The following is a 21,568-nucleotide window of genomic DNA, read 5'->3' as shown; positions in this document are numbered from 1 at the left end:
TGATTCTTTTCAATGAATCTACTTCGTTGATGCATAATAGGATGCTAGTGGTCTCTCGTTTTAAATATATTAATGAGTTGACTCGTAATTTCTATAAGTCTTTCCTTTCCATAAAGTGACTAGAGCAATGATTAAGCCAATAATAGCAAAGGACAAAATGACTAATTGGATATCAATCCCCCTGGAGACGAGTAATGTGACAGTAGCATAAGCCAACGGGTCAAAGCCGTTCATCGCTAAGAAGACAATACTCATCACTCTCCCCATAATCCTTGGGTCTGTATCTTCTTGTGCTGAAGTGAAGAATGGAATAGACACAAATGTCATCGTAAATCCTATAAAGAAAGCTAAAGCGATCAATATATACAAATTGGGGATTTGGCTAAATGCGATCGCAACGATTAGTGTTGCCATTAGACCAAGAATCGAGGTGAGCCCCCTACGGCGTATTTTAACCATACCGATAATAGCAGTACTAACTAGCATTCCCACACCTAATGCTGATTCAATGTAACTAAGATGTATCGGTGACCCTCCATACGTCTCTACTAAAATTGGAATAGCAATAGAAATCGCCCCAAATGCAAAGAAATTCAATGTGATTAAAATAAGAATACCTGTGATTAAAAATTTGCTCGCTTTGACGTATGAAAACCCTTCGATCAAATCTTTCAGCGGTGTTTGTTTGATTGTATTGTCTACTGGACCTTCTTTTAAGAAAGGTGGAAACATAAAGAAAGCAGACAAAAGAACAATAATAGCGGAGACTAAATAACCTGTTGTCACCCCAGCAAACTCCATAATACTTCCAGATATAATCGGGCCCACAATAAAACCAATTTGACCTAAACCCTGAATGATCGCGTTCGCTTGTTTGATTTGGTTCACTTGTACTAACTTGGGAATTAGCGATGTGCCAGCTGGTCCTGAAAAAGCATCTAGCGTTCCAAAAAAGAACCCCAAAATAAGCAAATAAACAAATGTTAGTTGACCAGCATTGTTTAGTAAAAAAATGAGCACGAGTAAAGCTCCTTGAATGGCACTCGTAGTAAACATAATGGTTGTCTTCTTATATTTATCAGCAAGTACCCCACCAAATGCCATCATGACTACTCTAGGTACAGTAATAGCAATAAGTATCATGCCTAGTGAACTTGCAGATCCTACATCTGAAATAACAAACCAAGTGGTTGTCATAAAAAACATACTAAATCCAATAATCGCCAAAAAGCTACCTAAAAATAAGAAAAGAAATGGTTTGTTCCTCATTAAAGAATATCGTTGTTTCATTCATACCCTGCCTCTCTCACTCTTTCTACACCCAATCATAAGAGATAACGTAACGTTAGATGCAAGCTTTTTCTAATAGAAAAAACTTCCTTATGTAAATTTAGATGGTTGTGTAAAAAAGTGAAGGTATTAAGGCAAGAGAGATATTTAAAGCAACCTAATAAGCCTTCTAAGTTGGGTTAGAAGGCTTGTTTTCTTGACCAGGTATTACACTCTTAATGATAGAACGACATCAACATAACACTCAGCTTCCTAATCCTCCTTTCAACCAAGCACGAGGACGGTGCTTGCCAATCGGGAGTTGAATTAAGCTCGTTTTCCCTTTAGAAGCGAGTTCATAGAGTTGGTCGCATTGACTGGCAGAATAGCCCAGCAGTGGATGCCCTCCCAAATCTAAAGCAGACGCATGCAAGAGGAGTCGTTGTGTGAGTATACCTGCTTCCATCTGTTGAATACGGTATCCTCGGTAACCTAATGACTCTCTGTAATGGCTTTGATCTCCTACTACATGCATACAAAGCGGCACTTGATACAAATTAACATTAGGAATAACTAAACCCGATTGTAAAAACGGGCGATAATCCCCTTCTTTAATTAGACGAAGCACATGATTTTCATTGTCATAAGCATAAGCCCCATTCGCTATACCCTCCACATTATAGAAGCTGCCGTAAAAAGCTAAGCGTGCAGTAACATGGCCGTCTGTATCATCAAGGTCGTGATGATAAGAGAATGAACATGTCTCTTTTAACAAGGTTGCTAGAGTCGTCTTCCTTATTTTCTCCATGATAAAATCTGCGTCTGGAGAATACCGCTTCTTACAAATCGATGAGAATTCATATGGAAAGTTTTGTGTATGTGGCAAGGTTATTTCAGTACCAGAAGTGAAGGTCTCACCATCGCTCTTTACCTTTCTAAAAGACTTTGTTGATTCAAACATGGCCGCTTCATTGAGCTTTCTGAGTAACGAATAGTCCATGGTCTTTGACAGATTATGAGGCAACTGATCTAATTTCGCTATTTCTGCGCACAATGTATGAGAGGACACATTTTCTTTAATCGTTTGGACAATGGCTTCAGTTGATATCGGAATAACTGCGTACACACTTTCGTCTTCCTCAGATAAACCTAGTAAATGATTCATTGCTCGGTCTAGAAATTGATAACATACCTTCGTCTTATAATTTAATTGAGATGCTACTTCTAATAATTGTCCAATGAGTACCCCTGTATCTAGTCCCTGTAATCGATAGGAAAAATGATTGTATTTATAAAAATTTTTCCAAAAGAAAGCTGAAATAAAAACAGTGCAAAAACAATCTTCAATCACTGTGCCTAAACTTTTAGAAACGAATGCATCAAAATTTCCCTCTCGCAACAAAATGAGGCGGTGATGAGCCACATCATAATGATAGATGCCTGTTTTGGCATCTTCGAGTTTCATATATACATATATTTCATTCGGATAAAGTGCGCCACCGGAGGGAACAAATCTCCGCAATGATTGAGTGCCATGAGGGAGCCGGACATATTGAGTGATTCCATAGGTATACCATAAAAAATGCCCAATCTCCTTTAACGTTGGCAATAGATCATGATGAAGGGTTGAAGGTACATTAGCGTCCAGTGGAATAGCTGGTAACCCACGGTACAATTTATACGGAAGGGGGGCGCCTTCCCAATCGACTTGCCAATCGGGTGGAGCGAGCTTCTCTGTATCAAAGTGGAGATTGTGTATGAATGTATCTAACTCCAACTCTTTCATCCTCCTATCCTTCCATTACGGAAATGGGTGTGGAAGTGGGTTAAGCTCTTCATACGCTAATTTCTTCTGCCTATACCCTAACTGACTTGGTACCTCTAGTACTCTATCCAGTCCTTTCACCCGTGTCAGATGATGTCCAAATGTCATCGGCAACATGCCAGGAATAATGACCTTCACACAGTACAATCCATTCTCTTGAATAATTGGCGTTGTTTGGTCAACAACGATGACTTCAAGATTATTTTTACGGAATGTCTGAAGAACTTCTTGAAGATCATCTTTCAAATCGTTGTATACTGGTGGTTGCTTGAATTCTTCAGCAAATGTACGTAATGGCCCCTGATCCTTCAGAATAAACGCTAGGTATTCTTCTGCCTCGGGTAGACCATACAACATGCCATGATCTTCCATCGTTCTTACTTTATACGGATCTTTAAGCATCTCCTCGTATTTCTGCCTGTTTGCTGCTAATTTCTCATCATGAACAAACATCATGCCCGCAAGCTCATAGATGGCACTTTTGACAGCTCTTACTGGATCCATATGAGCTCCAGCAGCACAAATAATATTTACTCCTGTTTCTTTTCTATTTTTTGCTACGGCCCACACGCTCGGGATCCCATGTTCCATCGTCGAATTGTAAAAATGGAGATCGTACCCTGCCACCTCACGTACCCGGTCAACCATCAACTGCAATTCCTTGTCATCGGCAGAACTTAAATCAAGACGTGGCAATGGAAGTTTCGCATACCAAGTGAGTAAAAATGAATCTCTCTCAACGACTTCCATTACTCCATGAAAAATAGCTTCCTCTAGGCTACCCCCGATGGCACATCCATTTGAGGTCTCATAAACAAAGCCTTCCCCACAACCTAAACTGTAATAAGCAAGTAATTCTGGGACGAGAATAGATCGTTCTTGTAAAAATGAATAACCCCAAACCCAATTCATTGGTTTATTAGGCTCGAATGGTTGATACGGAAAATCGGGCTTCTCGTAATGTTCCAGTGCATGTAAACCAACAGTTGCAGGGTTTAAAGCTTGATCCATGACATCTTGATAACTTTCTCGTACACCCTTTCTTTTTCCCTTAGGCTCGATACCGCAATACCGTTCTAATCCTTCTAAAATGGCGGTTAACTCACTCATTTGATAAGAGTTAGATCTTCCAGCCACTCCCTCGCTAGCACCAAACAGGGGCATATTCATAAGAACATCAGCAAAAGGAAGTGTCCAATCCTGTATTTTCCCGTTGATTACACCTGTCCGATGATCGTAATAATCTCTTAAAAGCACGGTTTCTAATTCTTCAATGGATCGACAGCGATAGCCAGCACCTTGAATTTTCGGACTAGATTGCAACTTAATTTCCGCTAATTTCGCTGTATCTTCTGGAATGTCCCCACATAATGGGCACATTGGATCAAAGGAGAAATGATGAGATGAATGCATGAACGTTTTAAGATTTGTAATGAACAGTTGATTTTCTAAATGATTGGGCTCCCCTTGAAGAATATAATCCACTTCTGTACACAGTAAAGTGGTCATTTGCCAAAGACCCGTTCGTGATGCCCATGCGTCTTGCGGGCGACTTTCTCCTGATAGTTTGTAATAAAGCCCCCACATTTCTTTAGAATCTGTACCTGCTATGATGCGCCTTACGTCGGCACAACGAGAACACCCCCGTTTTCCCGGTTGTACCAATGGACCAATAATGCCTTCACCAAAAGAAACAAAGCCACGAAGCCAAGGGATATTTTCCTTTCTGAATTTTTCTTCTGCTTGTTGATGAACAGAGGGCTGCCAATTATCATGCAATACGAGCACCAATGTTGTATCTTCAGGGAAATCCGTTAATAGATCTTGCCGTCTGACTGTATAATTGCTAGACAATTGCCTATAGACAAAATCGGCCAGTTCACCATTACCGACGATGACAATCATTAACGTACCTCCTCACATATCTGTACGCCATAAACCCCAGCTAACTCTCTTCTTAAAAATGGTTCAAAAGAAAGATCGTAAACAACGATCTCTTTATGATTCTCGTTTAATTTATAAATTGCAGATTGTAATAACTCCTTTTTTGTCATAAGCTCACATGAAGGAATGTCTAATTTTCCTTCTTTCCCTCTTATATAATCATTGGCGTTCATTTCCCCTTTACTGATTGTTGTTGGTTCATTTTGCACATTCAATAATGCTTTTTGCAACGCATGACGTAGTGCCAGTGTTATATTTAAACCAGAACTAATGTAACAAACCCCATTTGACTCTATGCATATAACTGGAAAGCCTAGTATTTGATTTCCCATACTGATAGTGGGTGGACCATTTAAGGTTGTCAGTGATTGTAAATAATATCGACAAGCGCGATCTTCTATCTTTTCAAGATTCACAGGTAACAGCGATTGCTGATCAACAGGAAGACTTCTCCTTTCCTCTTCCAAATACACTTGTAGTCCACGGCAAACCGCTTCTGCAAGGGATTCACCAGCACCAATGCCCATAAATTCACTCATTCTTCCCTTCACCATTTTTGAAACATACATCTCAAGCCCAGTGAGGCCTGCTTCCCTTCTTGCTTCTTCATGTGTTAGACCCGAGCATAAAGCCTTTTCCAAAAGAGTCGCAGGTCCTTCTGCTAAGGGGTTCACTGCCTGAACATAACATTGTGAAAGCGGAAGCTGTGTTAAATCCTCTTCCCCCCAAATATGAAGAATCCCCGTTTCTTCAGCCGTTAATAAACTCAAATATTCTAAGAGTTTGTTTGCTTTTGGCTGTTCCGTATTCTCCCTCTGAAGTCGGTTGTTTACATCATCGACAAGTTCAGGTTTAAAGGTAGGGTTTTCAACTAATGGATGTGAATAGTACGAAATCCATTCACCTTGCAAACTTTCAAGATCTAGCAAATAAAATTGTTTGTTTTCTTTCGTATCAAATGCTCCTGTCATCTGCTTAAAAAACTCAAAAACAATAATATTCGCCAATAAAGCACCTGCGGTCGAAGAGTAAGGCTGTTGCTTTCGTTCTTTTTGCAATATTGTCTCATGCATTCGACGCCATGCAGATTCCCAGCATCCCTCTGTTTCTGGATTCACTATAGGCCCTGCCATTCCCACCTGCTTTAGATATAAGGCAGGAAGAAAGTTCTTCTTTTCTTCTTTACAAACCTGATTAATCTCCTTCACTTCGTCTATATCTCCATTGGGGGAAACATATAATATCCAATCATATGATTGTACGACTTCTCTCCAAAAAGCTAAGTTCTTACCATAAGGAATTTCCTTCACCCTTACGGTGGGATCGTCCTTTTTGGCATGATTCACTATTTCATTAATCCGCCCATAGTTTGTTGGTGCTGCTTCTGTCACCATCATGTGAAAGGTTGGTAGCCCTGATTCCACCAAACAAGATGTCAGTGAAACGAATAAAGAACCAGATCCAATCACTAATACCTTTGCTTGGCGATACATTTGAAAACGATAAGCACCTGAATCAACAAAACTCTCAATGAATTCAACCTGAGAAGCATACTTTTCTAGAACATCTGCGGTTAATTGGTGTGGTTGATCTTGACTAGTATCTCGCACGTAGCCTTTTGTAAGTAAAGCCTCGCCAATTTCATATACTCTGTTACGATAGGGAGTTGTCAACCCCGCAGTTAGTTCTGCCAAAGTATGTTCTCCATTAAACATAGGTATTAGCTTTTCAATCCATTGATAAATAGTGCCTCCTTCCATCCAAAATGAACTGGCATTATTCCTAAAATAGACGCCTCCCTTAGGGTCTGGTAGATAAAATGTATCATTCTTCACTTTGAGACGTGAGGTTGCGTTCAATTTTGTCATGTAGCCCCTCCTTCGTACTAAGCATTCATTAAATATTCCTTATAATTTATGTATTTGTATTTGTCCATTATGAATAATGAAAAGGAAGCCCCTAATAAAAGGGACTTGTAGGGAGTATACACACGCGTCATTATTGATTTTGTAGCGAAGGAACGAAGATAACTTACACAGATACTTTTTAAATAAAGAACCCGAAGCAACCAAAACAACCGAAACAGCCTGCACATCTAAAACCGCCACAACCACCACAGCGAAAACCACCACAACCGCCACAACCACCACAGCCGCCACAGCGACGCATATCGTTAAATTGAACTGGAACTGGTGCTTGATATTGTATAGGTGTTAAATCCCCCACCTGATATTGATCCATTCCAAGTGATTGAAGTTCGTTTTGAAAATTTTGCATCTTTTCTTCCCCTTTTTAGGTTTAGTACGTATAAAGAGCGTCTCAAGCCTGCCCTCTGTAACAACGTATGATGCTTTTAGGTAGTTGTTACTGATGTAAAAGCCCATTTGGCAAAGAACATTAAATTTGGTTTTTCATACCTTATAGAAATACAAAAGGAGGTGGTTCCTATTTATTTAGATTTCTTATCAAAGTTTGGTGTTGGAGGGGCGCACCCAGGTGGTTTTGAACTAACAAAGGCACTTCTTATGAATGAAGAATTAGACGCTACGTCACAAATTTTAGATGTAGGCTGCGGAACCGGTCAAACAGCCGCCTTTTTGGCTGCTAAATCAGGAGCAAACGTAACAGGGGTTGATATTAACCCGATTATGGTGGAAAAAGCAACTCATAGAATGAAGAAAGCTAAACTGCCCGTACGTATTTTCCAAGGTTCTATCGAAGCACTCCCACTTGAAGATGAGAAATTTGATTTCATTATGTGCGAATCAGTCCTTACTTTTGTCAATCAACCAAAAGCGCTCAAAGAGATTTTTCGCTTATTAAAAAATGGTGGTCGCTTCATTTCTAATGAGTTTACTGCCAATGTCCCACTCCCTCCATCGATAGCAGAGGAAATAAACCGATTTTATGGGATCAATTCTGTTCTCACAGAAGCCGATTGGCTCCGTTTATTTGAAGAAGTAGGATTTACGAACATACGCATAAGTGGTCAAAATCAATCGATGCTCCAATACAACCCCAATCCTGATTTTCTTTACTCAAAACAGATTGAACCAGAACTTTATACTGTAATGACCGAACATTTTAACCTATTAATGAAATATAATGAGCTATTAGGGTACCGGATATTTGTATGTGGAAAATAGCAAATAATAGATCCACCCGTGACAAACATGATCTTGTTGGTTCACCATTCTTAAAGCTAGAAGCTCCAACGGGTGGCTGTCTCCCTTTTTCAAGTAAGGGCATAGATTGCATAGAAATAGGTGCTTAAAGCATATTACATACATTAGGTACGTAAAAATGACTTAAACCTATCTATAATTCCATGGACTGCTTTCACTGGATATCTTTTGCTAATACTTGGGTAAATTTTTTCAATAAGATTGGTAATATTTATTTACCTCTTTCTTTACAGGTTCATCATGTTGTTTGCGGCGGATATCCCATCGCTCTTTTTTTATAGATACATTTCAGTCCGTCTTATTAGAAACCATAAATATTGAGAAATGACATGCCGACTAAATTTAGTCGGTACTTTTTAAGTAAAGGCCACACGCAAATACTTAAAATGATTCCACAAATAGCGCTAGATTTTCCAATGTTGATTGTAAACCAATGTCATGATCTTCCTTGCTTATTCCTTTAGGGACATTTTCACATTTAACGGTGACTCTTGTTCCTTTTGCAAGGGGTTCAAATAGCCATGTCTGTTTCATATCACCAGTGAATTCGGGGGATTCTGAGTCAAATATTACTAGTTGTATTATCTTTTTATCAGGAACTAATTCTAAAAATTTCCCTTGATACACATCACTGTTCTCAGTAGTTTTTCCATATGAGGGTTGGTTTCCTTCATAGTAGAGTGTCATTTTGTAAGTTCCCTCTTCACGCGGATCAAAATCTTCAACATAACCTGACATTCCTTTAGGTGGGAGCCATGAAACTAAAGCTTTCGGATGGAGAAATGCTTCATAAATCGTGTGTGATTCTGCCATGATCACTCTTGACGCTGTATCTGTTCTATTTTCCATAACAAAACCTCCTTTGGTCTATAATCAAAGTTTCTACTTTTGTTATAAACTCTTAGTTCATTCTACTATTTCTTCCACAGAATCATAGGTTACTCCTTCTTCAGCTTAGCTGACCCTTGCTTTCGTCTTGGCTGGACCAATTCATGGGGGATGTGCAGTGCAAGGGCTCAATCACCCGTGTCAGAATATTACCTAAACCCGCGCAATAAGTTCCGCTATCTTTAGCGTACTCTGTTAAAACACATTGAATCCTATCCCAAAATAAAAAACGCCGCATTAAGTAGCGGCGTTTTCGGTATTATTGATAAATATGAACAAATGGTTCAGCTTCGTTTGCGTTACGGACGATTAATGATTCTGGTCCGTTGACTGACGTAACGTTTACTTGGACAGAGATGTATTCTGGAAACATGCTAACGACTTTGCTGGTTACATATTGGGTGAATCCGACACTTTCTGACTTACCGTAAAATTGTATAGGTATATCTATATTTAGCTGCTGCAATTGATCACCAATATAGAAACCTTTTCCAATGACGCCGTTAAAATTAGGGAAATATTTTTCAACATCTTGCTTAAAATTCAAGAAATTCGTATAGTCTTCTCGATACTTCTCTTCGGCTGTATTAGATGGGAATAAAATATAGTTTTCCTTTACATCTTCCCAACCACTTAGCTGGTTACTTCCCTCACCGGCATGCGCATAGGCGAAGAAGTTCCCTGGGACGACAGAAGTTCTTTCCGATTGTTCAAATAGCGCAATGGTAATCGGTACATTCTCAAGGCCTTCTTGTTGTCTTAATCTCTTTATAATTTCTTCAGCCATCTTTTTGCCTTCTGCTTCTACTTTACTATGAGAAATATCTTCTTCAAATGTGGCACCGTATGCTTCTTTTTGATAATAATGGACGGAATTAAGCGCCAAACCAATGACAACACCGCCAAGTTTCACTTTATTATCACCATCTTTTACAAGATAGTTATGTTCTAAAATATGCGCTAAGTAAAGAGGTGCACGGGCATTTCTTTCTTCTTTTGTCCCTTTTCCATCATCTACGGGATTTAGACCGAGATTCTCTTTTTCCGTCATGTCTTTTTCTTTTAATTGTTCTTTCGTATATTGGCGACTTAACCATGAGGAAATCGTTGCTTTATCTAGGTATTGTCCTTCTTGGAAGAAGAACTTTTCTGTATCAAAATGGTTCTGCGCAACTCTCATTAAACCTGTCTCAAATTCATTTATATCATATTTTGTATTTACATTATTAACGACTAAACCGCGTGACTCACTTGGCTTAAAAGGTAGGATTGTCCGATAGTACGAATCGGATATTTTAAAGTTTGGTATGATCGCCTGTTCTTCTTCGCTACTCTCATTTTCATTTTGCACAACCTCTTCTTGCTGGTTAAAACTAGGTGCACAACCCGCGAGTAAAAGAACGAATGACAGCGACACTGCCATGAGTTTTTTCACGATTTTCACCTCTTACGAATTTAATTCCTCAATCAATTTTTCCTCGTCCCAAATCGTAATGCCTAATTCCTGCGCTTTGGTTAATTTTGAGCCTGCGTCTTCTCCGGCAATAACTAGATCTGTTTTTTTACTCACACTGCCAGAAACCTTGCCTCCTAAAGCTTCGATTTTTTCCTTGGCTTCATTTCTAGCAAGCTGTTCTAATTTACCCGTTAACACAATGGTTTTCCCAGCAAATATAGAATCAGATTCCTCTATATTGACAGGTTTTGGTCCCTTATAAGTCAAATTCACGCCAACATCTTGTAACTCTTGAATAAGAGATGTTACTTCTTCCTGTTCAAAATATGTGACGAGTGCATCAGCCATTTTATCGCCTATTTCATTAATGCTAATAAAATCATCCATAGTTGCCTGCTGGATTTTACCCATCTCTCCAAATGTTTGCGCAAGCGTTTTTGCCGCTTTTGCCCCCACATGACGGATCCCTAACCCAAATAATAATTTTTCTAAAGAATTTCCCTTAGAGACTTCAATCGCCTTTAACAAATTGTTAACAGATTTTTCGCCCATTCTCTCTAATTGAATAAGCTGTTCATACGTAAGATGATAAATATCTGCCACATCTTCAATTAACTTTTCTGCAAATAATTGGCTTATTACTTTTTCCCCTAGACCATCGATATTCATGGCATTTCGTGAGACAAAATGAATAAGTCCCTCTCTTATCTGCGCAGGACATTTCGGATTAATACAACGAAGTGCGACCTCTTCCTCTAAACGTACAAGTTCACTTTCACATGCCGGGCAATGAGTTGGCATATGAAAATCAACTTCTTCTCCCGTTCTTCTTTCAGGTAATACATTGACAACTTCAGGGATGATATCGCCTGCTTTCTTAATCACAACGAAATCACCTAGCTTAATGTCCTTCTCACGAATAAGATCTTCATTATGAAGGGAGGCACGTTGCACGGTAGTACCAGCCACTCGAACAGGTTCAAGTAATGCTGTTGGCGTTACCACACCGGTGCGGCCGATACTTAATTCAATATCTTTTAACTGTGTGACTACCTCTTCCGCGGGAAACTTATAAGCAATCGCCCATCTTGGACTCTTTGCTGTTGTCCCAAGTTCATCTTGTTGGTCATATGAATCGACTTTGATTACGATTCCATCAATATCATACGATAAGTCTGGTCGGTTTTCTGTCCATTTCTCGATATATTGGATGACCTCATCTATATTTTTACACCTCTGGCGCTCTTTGTTCGTTTTAAATCCTTGGGAATCAAGAAAATCCAGCCCTTCACTATGAGAACGAATCCCCGTTTTCCCCTCATCAGCCATAGCATAAACAAAAATATCTAAATTTCTTGATGCAGCAATTTTCGGATCTAATTGTCTAAGTGAACCAGCGGCAGCATTACGAGGATTCGCAAATGGTTCTTCACCTCGTTCTTCTTTTCCTTTATTTAAACTTAAGAACGATTTCCTTGGCATGAACGCCTCTCCGCGCACTTCAAAGGTTACCGTTTCCTTTACACGCAGAGGAATAGAACGAATGGTGCGAAGGTTAACGGTAATGTTTTCACCAATGGAACCATCTCCACGCGTTGCTCCGATGGCAAACAATCCATTTTCATAGCGAAGAGAAACAGCCAATCCGTCAATCTTTAACTCACAGACATATGAGAAATGCTCTCCCACAGCTTGGCGGACACGACGGTCAAAATCCCTTAAGTCTTGCTCATTAAATGCATTGGCTAAACTGAGCATCGGCGTTCGATGTTCAACTTTTTCAAACATATCTAATACTTGCCCACCAACCCGATGCGTAGGTGAATCTTCTGTTTTCAACTCTGGATGTTGCTCCTCAAGTGCAATTAACTCATGAAGAAGCTGGTCATATTCTGCATCAGGTACAGATGGCTGATCAAGTACATGATATTCGTAATTATATTGATTAAGGAGATTTTGCAAATCCTTGACCCTTTGTTCTACCTTCTTTTCCTCCAAGACGTTCAACCCTTTCCTTTAACCTTTCGAAATCGGGGCAAATTTAGCAAGTAATCGTTTAATACCTACTGGCTTTGGAAAAGCAATATCAAGCTCTATTCCATCACCTTCACCTTTAACACTTACAACTGTTCCTGTACCCCATTTACCATGCACAGCTTTATCTCCAACTTTCCAATCCATACTGCTACCGCCAGTATTTTGTACAGCTGGGCGCACAACCGCTTTACGAGCAGGTTGCATTCGATTTCCTGATGAACCATTAAACGCGGACTGACTTCGACTAAGAGGTTTGGCTTTTGGCTCTAATCCTTCTATTAAATCAGCCGGAATTTCCTGAATAAACCTAGACGGTGGGTTCATATTTGTACGGCCAAATAGTGTACGCATTTGTGCATTTGTTATGAATAACTGTTCTTCTGCTCTCGTAATTCCTACATAAGCCAGTCGACGTTCTTCTTCCATTTCTGCTTCTTCCATTAACGAACGGCTATGAGGGAATACACCTTCCTCCATACCCATTAAAAAGACAACTGGGAACTCTAATCCCTTTGCAGAGTGAAGCGTCATTAACACAACTGCATCGGCTTTCTCGCCGTCATCATCCAACTTATCAATATCAGCAACAAGTGCCAAATCTGTTAAGAAGGCAACAAGTGTTTTATCTTCTGACGCATCTTCAAAATTCTTCGTTACAGATAGAAACTCATCTAAGTTTTCCAAACGACTTTGAGACTCGATCGATTTCTCCGCTTTTAACATGTCACGATAACCTGACTTGTCCAAAAGCTCCTCAACCAATTCTGTCACAGATAAGTATTCTTGCATTTGTGTATAGTTCTTTACTAAATCACGAAACTCTATAGCCGATTTCGTAATTTTTGGGCTTAAACCAATTAATTCAATAGATTCTAGCGCTTCAAACATTGTCATATCATGCATGGCTGCAAAATTAGCTATTTTATCAACTGATCCAGAACCAATCCCTCTCTTCGGCACATTAATCACTCGTTGTAGACTAATATCATCATCAGGATTGGCAATTAAGCGTAAATAAGCCAATACATCTTTTATTTCTTTACGATCATAGAACTTAATCCCGCCGACAATCGCATATTCAATATTCGACTTTAATAGCATTTCCTCCATCACACGGGACTGGGCATTTGTGCGGTAAAGAATAGCAAAATCAGCAAGCTTGCGATTCTGACTCTGCGCCAACTCTTTAATTTTACTTACGACAAATTGACCTTCGCCTTGCTCACTGTCGGCACGGTAATACTGAATTTTATTTCCTTCAGGATTCTCGGTCCATAAGTTTTTCGCTTTTCTATTCATGTTCTTATCAATGACGCCATTAGCTGCATTTAAAATTCTTTGCGTAGAGCGATAATTTTGTTCTAACAAAATGACTTGTGCTTGGGCATAATCTTTTTCAAAAGATAAGATATTGGCAATATCTGCGCCGCGCCATCTATAAATAGATTGATCGGAGTCTCCAACCACACATATATTTTTGAAACGATTCGCCAATAATTTCACTAGCATGTATTGCGCTCTATTCGTATCTTGATATTCATCCACATGGATATACTGGAATTTACGTTGATAGTACTCCAATACCTCAGGGACACGATTAAACAATTGAATCGTCTTCATAATAAGATCATCAAAGTCTAATGCGTGATTCTTTCGCAGACGTTTTTGATAATCTGTATACACATCACTTGTCACTTGGGAAAAATAATCACCGGCAGACTTGGCGAATTCCTCTGGTTCAATGAGTTCATTTTTTGCAGAACTAATCGTCCCTAAAATCGCTCTAGGATCAAATTTTTTCGGATCTAGATTCCGCTCTTTCAAAATACTCTTAATAACAGATTGCTGATCAGTAGCATCTAATATTGTGAAGTTACGATTGAATCCAATTCGGTCGATATCACGACGTAAAATTCTCACACACATCGAGTGAAAAGTAGAAATCCAAATCTCTTCAGCCACACCGCCCATCATCGCACGAATACGATCTCTCATTTCTCTTGCTGCCTTATTCGTAAACGTGATCGCTAAAATATTATATGGATTCACGCCTTTTTCTACCATTAAATAAGCAATGCGATGGGTAAGTACACGCGTCTTCCCACTTCCTGCTCCAGCCATAATAAGTAAAGGACCATCTGTTGCCTTTACAGCCTGTTGCTGCTCCTTATTCAAACCATTTAATAATTTATCAGATAAATATTGCATTCCTTTTCTTCACCACCATACAAACATTTGTTCTGTTTTTAGTCTAACTTGATTGATTTGGTTATTCAAGATTTATTGTTTCACCGCTTCTACTGTTTTTAACGCCATTTTGATATCATCATAGACGATATTTCCAACGACAACTACATCAGCATACGCGCCCATTTCTCTTGCTTGTTCCACAGTCGTAATCCCGCCACCATAAAATAACATCGTCTCATCCAAGGTTTGACTTACTTCTTTCACTATTTCTACATTGCCGTATGTACCGCTATACTCGAGATAAAAAATCGGCAAATGAAACATTTTTTCTGCCATTAATGCGTACGCTTTGACGTCTTCTATCGTTAAATCCGTATGCGCACTTGTTAATTGAGCAACTTTACAATCTTCATTTAACACGCAATATCCTTGCATAAGAATTTCGTCCCAATTCATGATCTCGCCAAATTCCTTGACTGCATGATGGTGCATTCCATTAATCCATGTGGGATCTTTACTATTTAAGACAGTCGGGATAAAAAACAAATCATACCCAGGTGTAATTGAATCAATTGTAGAAACCTCTAACACACATGGAACTGTATATCTACGAACACGCCCCATCAGATCAAGCACCCGCTCAAGCGTAATGCCATCTGTCCCCCCAATAATAATCGCGTCCGTACCAGACTCGCACACTTTCTCTAAATCTTCATCAGATATATATTTATTAGGGTCAAGCTTAAACGCATGGTGCCACGCGCGAACATCATACATACATAGTTCCTCCATTCTATCTTTCCATTCAATCATTATATCATTTGTCCATCGAATCAAAAAGAAAACCGCTAAAGAATAAGCGATGGATTTATTTGGCTAAATTGACATCATTGTGACATGGCGATTCAGCATGTAAATGATATGATTCTTTCGGATTCCGATGCAATGTCTGTTTTGGCTAATCAGATTTTCTCTTGGGGTCTGTTTTCTGACGTGTTTCTCTCCTAATCCAATCAGGTTTCCTGTTGGATCCAAGTTTCTGAGGCTGTTCTCCTCTTATCCAACCAAATTTCCTCTTAGATCCGAATTTCTGACGCGGTTCTCTCCTAATCCAACCAAATTTCCTCTTAGGTCCTAGTTTTTGACGCGGTTCTCTCCTAATTCAATCAAATTTCCTTTTGGGTCCGAGTTTCTGACGCGGTTCTCCTCTTATCCAACCAGGTTTCCTCTTGGATCCGAATTTCTGACTCGTTTCTCTCCTAATCCAACCAAATTTCCTTTTGGGCCCGAGTTTCTGACGCGGTTCTCCTCTTATCCAACCAGGTTTCCTCTTGGATCCGAATTTCTGACTCGTTTCTCTCCTAATCCAACCAAATTTCCTTTTGGATCCGAATTTCTGACTCATTTCTCTCCTAATCCAACCAAATTTCCTTTTGGGTCCGAGTTTCTGACTCGTTTCTTCTCTAATCCAACCAAATTTCCTTTTGGGTCCGAATTTTTGACTCATTTCTCTCCTAATCCAACCAAATTTCCTTTTGGGTCCGAGTTTCTGACTCGTTTCTTCTCTAATCCAACCAAATTTCCTTTTGGGCCCGAGTTTCTGACTCGTTTATTCTCTAATCCAATCAAATTTCCTCTTAGGTCCGAGTTTCTGACGCGGTTCTCCCTAATCCAACCAGATTTCACCTTGAATCCTAGTCTCTAACGCGTTTCTCACCTACTCCAATCGCTTTTTCTACTAGTTCCTGATTTCCGTTCCAAAACAAAAAAACCGCGGGTGCTGATTCCCTCGGTTCGGTCGTTTTCATCGCTGGATTTTTTATTGTTTTTCTGTTGTTTCTTCTTCTTTAATTCTTTCTAATGCCATTTCGTAAGCATCGTTTCCGTAGTTTAAGCAACGTTTCACACGCGAGATTGTTGCGGTGCTTGCACCTGTTTCAGTTTCTATCTTATGATACGTTTTTCCTTCTCTAAGCATACGTGCCACTTCTAGTCTTTGCGCTAATGATTGAATCTCGTTCACTGTACATAAGTCATCAAAAAATCGATAACATTCGTCTAAATCATTTAATGATAATACCGCCTGAAATAATTGGTCTAATTCTTGTCCTCTTAGTTTATTAATTTGCATATTGTTTACCCCTTTTTCATTTTTTAGTTAATTGTTACCGACTGATCGATTCCTGGCTCTTGTGGAATAACATTCACCCATGTTTTCCCCGGTGCAAGTGGTTGCTCTTTTCCATCGATTACTGGATAAATTCTTCCTTCTTTATTCACCCAGCTCACTTCAGACATCATACCTCTTTGAATAAGATACCCTTTACCCCCTGAAGTCAAATCAATCTCACGTCGGCCTTCTCCATCTATCACTGTATGCTTCGTTTCTATAATTAAAATATTGCTTAATAACACAGGGTCCCCTGTGTCATAGTCTGTTGTCCATTCACCATCTGAAGATCGTTTGTATGCTTTGGTTGTTTCATCATAATCATATGTGACATCAAATCGTTCATCTTTTCCATAACTTACTGCAATCTCTTTAGCCAAAGAGCCACTAAGTTTATCCGCTTCTTCGTCCGTTAAATGTGCAAAAGCAGCTGGTGCCCCTTCAAGCTCATAATTCTTTTCTTTAGCCCCTTGTTCAATATGTGCAAAAGAAATGTATGAATTATGAGGTGCCTCGCGATCACTCACACGTTCAAAAAGTGTACCCTCATAATATAAGCCATTCAAATGATCCACATATTCTTCAGCAAGCATCTTCTTTGCCTCTGGACTATTTCCATGAGCGATGTAAAGACTATTGAACCCTTTTGCCAGTTCAATATAATATTCTCTGGCACTACGCACGGGCCCTACTCTATCCGGTTGTTCACTTTGAAAAATAGCCAGGAATCGCGTGACTTCACCTTCAGCCAGTAATTCATAAACAATATCCGCTTGAGTCAACCCTGATTGTGGCCTTGCTTTTGGATGATTGTTAATCATAACTGCTATAGCACGCTGATTCCCATTCCCCTCTTGAGCTAAGCCTGTGAGGGGATAAACTACCTTTTCTTCAGGCGTATCAATATTTTCTTCACCTTGATTGTCCATACCATTTAACTCTTCGTTTGCTGGATCCTCAACTGTTTCATTCTTGCTGCATCCTGTTACCAAAAGCATTGCTACGAGAGACGTAGTCATCCATTTGTTCAGCATGATGCACCCCTTATCACTATATGATTACCCTCTTTTACATTTTAACGCATCATAGTTGGAAAGAGTACAGTTTTATTCATGACATCATACATTCCTCGCTGTGTAACCCTGATATATGGGAGATGAGTCGAGGAAAAAAATAATAATGTATAAATTGGGTCGGCAAATCGATAGCCTCTTTCTCGCAAATAAGCTAATAAGGTTCTTTCTTCTTCAATCAAATCTTCCACTCGTTTATTCGACATGATCCCCTTTAATGTAAGTGGGATTTCTGTAACAATTCTTCCTTGTTCAGAAATAACGATTCCCCCACCAATTTCTTTCATATGATTAAAGGCATTCATCATATCTTTCTTGCTCTTCCCGATTAATATAATATCACCGGTATTAGAATATGAACTTGCTAAACCGTCTAACTCATTGGCAAATCCTTTAATGACCGTATTCACACGCCACTTTCCTTTACGGTCAATTAACATGAAGAAACATTCGTCATGCTCCCTACTTAGCTCATCACCGGAAATATCAATGGCTAGTGAGTAAGGCTTTGTAATAACAGCACTCTCCATTTTAATACCGAATGGCATCGAAAATTGCATGTCATGAGAAGTAAGCTCCCAGTTCATTTCTAGCGGTTCAAATCCATACTCTTCCCACGGCATATTATCTTCAAATGATGTATTTTCACCATCTTTTCTTATCCATTTCCCTTTTGCTAACACACTAACAGGTGTTGGGTTACTTTCATTCTCTAGAAAATTGATATTCGCCACTCTACCTGTTGCGATATTTCCATGCAGATGTTGAATGTTATAATATTTAGCTACATTAATTGTACCCATATTATACGCATCAATTACCGGCACCCCTTTTTCAAGGGCAATCCGAATCATCTGATCAATAATCCCTTGATCGGAAAAGGATGAAGAAGAGCCATCTGTGGTAAAAATAAATGATTCATAATGATCAATGCCCAATTCATGCATTTCATCTAATAATTGCGGTAAATCAGGTCGAATAGATGAATAACGCAACGATACAGTATATCCTTGCATAAGACGATTCATAATCTCTTGTCCGCTAATTGCTTCATGGTCGCAATCAGCTCCGAGCAGCATTAACTTCGCTAAAGTCTTTTCTGACGCTCCAGGAAAGTGACCTTCAATCTGCTTCCTCATTCTTTTCGCTTCTTGCATCCAATGAAGCATCAAATCATCACCATCAAGTAGCTTCGGCCAGCCAGTTAATTCCCCACCTTGCAATACCGCATCATGCTCTAACCAAGATTTAATATTACCATGTGAAAATGTTGTTTCTTCATTTTGTATTTCCGTTTGTGCATCAAAACGGCACCACCAATACATCGTTGAAGGGATATTTCTCATTTCTTTTAAGAATGAAAACGCTTTCTTTTTCTCTAATTGTAATGCTAGCACCATATTATCATTAATCAAAGTGGTTGTGCCAAATTGCGCTGCATAACGAGCAAAAGAAAGGGGATTATATAACTGAAATGGATGTGCATGTGGTTCAATATATCCTGGAACAAGTGTCAAACCATTACAATCAACAATTTCGCAGCCATCTAACTTGTCAGGAAGCTTTTCACCGACATAAACAATACGATCACCGAGAATCCAAATATTCGCATGTACCCATTTTTTAATTGCTTGATTTAAGTAACGAGCATTTTTCAGTAACATCGTTGGCGCAATACGCCCATCTAGAACAGATACATGTTCACGTAGATGTTTGTTTTTCCAACGGTATCGCTGTTCTAGCACTCTGTTTCCTCCTTTTATGGTAACTACAATTATCTATTTTTTTTCGTTTACGATAATGAAGCAGCATTCATTTGTTGCCTATTATCATAACATATATAACTTTTTAACGCAGTAAAGAATAACAAATATTTGTTAATTTTTTGTGAAGGAGGTCCTTTTATGAATGTTAAGCCCAATATTGGTATCATTCAGGCATTAATCCGTATTACTTGTGGATTAACCATTGTTGCTTGGAGTGCCACAAAGCTCGTTAAAAAACCTTGGAGTGATCGTTTTCTCATTCTTACTTCACTTGGTGCAATGAAAGTCGCAGAAGGTATTGTCCGCTACTGCCCTATCATTGCCTTATTTGAAAAAGGGAAAGAGAACATAAAAGATTCTGATCACCAGTTTAAACCACCTATAGATTTTTTAAAAGAGCAAAAGTTATTAAAAGATACTGATTTAGAATAAAAAATATGCCCCCTTATTTTTTGGGGGCATTTACTTTTCCTCTATTTAACGTTGATTTTAGCCTGATCAATCGCCTTATAGCCGATATCTTTTCGGTAAAAGACTTCATTAGTTGTTAAGTTTGTTAACGCATCATACACTTGATTCTGTGCGGTTACTAAATCACTTGCTTTGCTGCCAACTAGTAGAACACGTCCGCCATTTGTTGTAAAGGTACCCTGGGCATTTTTCGCTGTTCCGGCATGAAAGACGAATGCTCTTTCCGCAACTTTTTCAATCCCGATTAGTTCCGCGCCTTTTTCATAGGCATCCGGATAACCATTGGCCGCGACAACGACACCAAGCATTGCCTCATCATCCCATTCAATCACAGGTTTATGTCCGGCAATTACTTCTAACATGACATGGGCTAAGTCCGACTTCATTCTAGGTAAGATGACTTGTGTCTCCGGATCACCAAAGCGGGCATTGAATTCAATCACTTTTGGCCCTTGCTCTGTCGCGATAAGTCCTGCATAGAGAACGCCGCAAAAGCTGCGATTCTCTTGAACTAACGCTTCTGCCGCTGGAATTAAAATCGTTGCAATCGCTGTTTCAACCGTCTCCTTGCTGATATGTGGGACAGGTGAATAAGCACCCATTCCTCCTGTGTTTGGTCCTTTATCTCCATCGAAAGCACGTTTATGGTCTTGAGCAATCTCTAAGGGGATAACTGTCTTTCCATTAACAAAAGCCATTAATGAAAATTCTTCACCAGCTAAAAATTCCTCAATAACGACAGTAGCAGAAGCTTCACCAAATTTTTCTCCAACTAACATATCCTCTAACGCCGCTAACGCCTCGTCTTCTGTCAATGCGACAACGACACCTTTTCCGGCAGCTAATCCATCCGCTTTTATTACAATCGGCGCACCATGTTTTTTCACATAAGCACTTGCAGCTTCATACTGATCAAACACTTCATAACTTCCTGTTGGAATGGCATATTTCTTCATAAGATCTTTGGCAAAGGATTTACTGCCTTCAATTTCAGCCGCTCGACTTTTTGGTCCAAAAACAGTAAGTCCAGCTCCTTCCATCTTATCAGCCAAACCTTCAAGTAAAGGGACTTCAGGTCCAATAACTGTTAATTCAACATGGTTCTCAAGCGCAAAAGCAATCAGTTTTTCTTGTTCGTTCTCAGAGATATCAATGATCGTCGCCACATCTTCCATTCCTGGATTTCCTGGTGCGACAAACACTGTTTTCACTTGGCTGCTTTCACTTAACTTTCTACTGATGGCATGCTCACGTCCGCCTCTACCGATTACTAATACGTTCATTTTCATGTTCT

The 21,568-nt window shown here is 39.4% G+C and carries 16 protein-coding genes and 1 pseudogene; 3 read left to right on the top strand and 14 right to left on the bottom strand.

The window, feature by feature from the left end:
• Window positions 1-69: 69 nt before the first annotated feature.
• From MHH73_RS03145 to MHH73_RS03125, 5 genes are all read right to left on the bottom strand, one after another.
• Window positions 70-1,290 (bottom strand): MFS transporter, encoded by a 1,221-nt coding sequence (locus tag MHH73_RS03145; protein WP_341064573.1) that lies wholly within the window; start codon window positions 1,288-1,290, stop codon window positions 70-72.
• Between the two features lie 244 nt (window positions 1,291-1,534).
• Entirely contained in the window at window positions 1,535-3,046 is a 1,512-nt protein-coding gene (locus MHH73_RS03140; protein WP_341064572.1) for a SagB family peptide dehydrogenase, read from the bottom strand.
• Window positions 3,047-3,070: 24 nt separating this feature from the next.
• Entirely contained in the window at window positions 3,071-4,999 is a 1,929-nt protein-coding gene (locus MHH73_RS03135) for a TOMM precursor leader peptide-binding protein (RefSeq protein ID WP_341064569.1), read from the bottom strand.
• Window positions 4,999-6,906, bottom strand: a complete 1,908-nt coding sequence (locus tag MHH73_RS03130; RefSeq protein ID WP_341064567.1) for a putative thiazole-containing bacteriocin maturation protein — start codon at window positions 6,904-6,906, stop codon at window positions 4,999-5,001. The genes MHH73_RS03135 and MHH73_RS03130 overlap by 1 nt, the downstream gene beginning before the upstream one ends.
• A 178-nt stretch (window positions 6,907-7,084) precedes the next feature.
• Entirely contained in the window at window positions 7,085-7,315 is a 231-nt protein-coding gene (locus MHH73_RS03125; RefSeq protein ID WP_191816481.1) for a heterocycloanthracin/sonorensin family bacteriocin, read from the bottom strand.
• 107 nt (window positions 7,316-7,422) lie between these two features.
• Between MHH73_RS03125 and MHH73_RS03120 the strand changes: the two genes are divergently transcribed.
• Together MHH73_RS03120 and MHH73_RS22445 are read left to right on the top strand one after the other, a co-directional pair.
• Window positions 7,423-8,184, top strand: coding sequence for a class I SAM-dependent methyltransferase (locus MHH73_RS03120; protein ID WP_341064565.1), 762 nt, complete (start codon window positions 7,423-7,425; stop codon window positions 8,182-8,184).
• A 147-nt stretch (window positions 8,185-8,331) separates the two neighbouring features.
• Window positions 8,332-8,501, top strand: a pseudogene (locus MHH73_RS22445) (CatA-like O-acetyltransferase); the annotation flags it as partial.
• 103 nt (window positions 8,502-8,604) lie between these two features.
• Here the strand turns inward: MHH73_RS22445 and MHH73_RS03115 are convergent.
• From MHH73_RS03115 to MHH73_RS03080, 8 genes are all read right to left on the bottom strand, one after another.
• Window positions 8,605-9,072 (bottom strand): SRPBCC domain-containing protein, encoded by a 468-nt coding sequence (locus tag MHH73_RS03115; protein WP_341064563.1) that lies wholly within the window; start codon window positions 9,070-9,072, stop codon window positions 8,605-8,607.
• 298 nt (window positions 9,073-9,370) lie between these two features.
• A complete protein-coding gene (locus MHH73_RS03110; RefSeq protein WP_191816470.1) occupies window positions 9,371-10,546 on the bottom strand; it encodes a CamS family sex pheromone protein in 1,176 nt (391 codons plus the stop codon).
• Between the two features lie 12 nt (window positions 10,547-10,558).
• On the bottom strand, window positions 10,559-12,565 hold the full coding sequence (gene ligA, locus MHH73_RS03105; protein WP_191816468.1) for an NAD-dependent DNA ligase LigA: 2,007 nt from the start codon (window positions 12,563-12,565) through the stop codon (window positions 10,559-10,561).
• Window positions 12,566-12,583: 18 nt separating this feature from the next.
• Window positions 12,584-14,812, bottom strand: a complete 2,229-nt coding sequence (gene pcrA / locus MHH73_RS03100; RefSeq protein ID WP_191816466.1) for a DNA helicase PcrA — start codon at window positions 14,810-14,812, stop codon at window positions 12,584-12,586.
• 72 nt (window positions 14,813-14,884) lie between these two features.
• Window positions 14,885-15,571 carry a heptaprenylglyceryl phosphate synthase gene (locus MHH73_RS03095; protein ID WP_191816464.1) on the bottom strand — a complete coding sequence of 229 codons (687 nt, stop codon included), beginning with the start codon at window positions 15,569-15,571 and terminating at the stop codon, window positions 14,885-14,887.
• Window positions 15,572-16,613: 1,042 nt separating this feature from the next.
• Window positions 16,614-16,925: a YerC/YecD family TrpR-related protein gene (locus tag MHH73_RS03090; RefSeq protein ID WP_191816462.1), complete on the bottom strand. Its 312-nt coding sequence runs from the start codon at window positions 16,923-16,925 to the stop codon at window positions 16,614-16,616.
• A gap of 23 nt (window positions 16,926-16,948) precedes the next feature.
• Window positions 16,949-17,998, bottom strand: a complete 1,050-nt coding sequence (locus MHH73_RS03085) for a DUF3048 domain-containing protein (RefSeq protein ID WP_341064558.1) — start codon at window positions 17,996-17,998, stop codon at window positions 16,949-16,951.
• A 41-nt stretch (window positions 17,999-18,039) separates the two neighbouring features.
• Window positions 18,040-19,782 (bottom strand): adenine deaminase C-terminal domain-containing protein, encoded by a 1,743-nt coding sequence (locus tag MHH73_RS03080; protein WP_341064556.1) that lies wholly within the window; start codon window positions 19,780-19,782, stop codon window positions 18,040-18,042.
• Window positions 19,783-19,941: 159 nt separating this feature from the next.
• Here MHH73_RS03080 and MHH73_RS03075 point away from each other — a divergent pair, with 159 nt between their 5' ends.
• Window positions 19,942-20,235, top strand: a complete 294-nt coding sequence (locus MHH73_RS03075) for a YgaP family membrane protein (RefSeq protein ID WP_191816456.1) — start codon at window positions 19,942-19,944, stop codon at window positions 20,233-20,235.
• Between the two features lie 41 nt (window positions 20,236-20,276).
• Here MHH73_RS03075 and purD read toward each other — a convergent pair whose 3' ends face one another.
• Entirely contained in the window at window positions 20,277-21,557 is a 1,281-nt protein-coding gene (gene purD / locus MHH73_RS03070; RefSeq protein WP_341064554.1) for a phosphoribosylamine--glycine ligase, read from the bottom strand.
• Window positions 21,558-21,568: the final 11 nt, after the last annotated feature.

Origin of the sequence: Cytobacillus sp. FSL K6-0265 (genome assembly GCF_038003465.1) — a bacterium.
Taxonomy (GTDB): Bacteria; Bacillota; Bacilli; order Bacillales; family Cytobacillaceae; genus Cytobacillus; species Cytobacillus stercorigallinarum.
The sequence above is the reverse complement of the archived record's forward strand: the minus strand, read 5'-3'. Positions and strand labels throughout refer to the sequence as shown.

Bases quoted from the DNA above. Each gene is read 5' to 3' on its own strand.
- MHH73_RS03095 (WP_191816464.1), bottom strand. From the start codon at position 15,571: ATGTATGATGTTCGCGCGTGGCACCATGCGTTTAAGCTTGACCCTAAT.
- pcrA (WP_191816466.1), bottom strand. From the start codon at position 14,812: ATGCAATATTTATCTGATAAATTATTAAATGGTTTGAATAAGGAGCAG.
- purD (WP_341064554.1), bottom strand. From the start codon at position 21,557: ATGAACGTATTAGTAATCGGTAGAGGCGGACGTGAGCATGCCATCAGT.
- MHH73_RS03145 (WP_341064573.1), bottom strand. From the start codon at position 1,290: ATGAAACAACGATATTCTTTAATGAGGAACAAACCATTTCTTTTCTTA.
- MHH73_RS03135 (WP_341064569.1), bottom strand. From the start codon at position 4,999: ATGATTGTCATCGTCGGTAATGGTGAACTGGCCGATTTTGTCTATAGG.
- MHH73_RS03075 (WP_191816456.1), top strand. From the start codon at position 19,942: ATGAATGTTAAGCCCAATATTGGTATCATTCAGGCATTAATCCGTATT.
- MHH73_RS03125 (WP_191816481.1), bottom strand. From the start codon at position 7,315: ATGCAAAATTTTCAAAACGAACTTCAATCACTTGGAATGGATCAATAT.
- MHH73_RS03115 (WP_341064563.1), bottom strand. From the start codon at position 9,072: ATGGAAAATAGAACAGATACAGCGTCAAGAGTGATCATGGCAGAATCA.
- MHH73_RS03090 (WP_191816462.1), bottom strand. From the start codon at position 16,925: ATGCAAATTAATAAACTAAGAGGACAAGAATTAGACCAATTATTTCAG.
- MHH73_RS03085 (WP_341064558.1), bottom strand. From the start codon at position 17,998: ATGCTGAACAAATGGATGACTACGTCTCTCGTAGCAATGCTTTTGGTA.
- MHH73_RS03130 (WP_341064567.1), bottom strand. From the start codon at position 6,906: ATGACAAAATTGAACGCAACCTCACGTCTCAAAGTGAAGAATGATACA.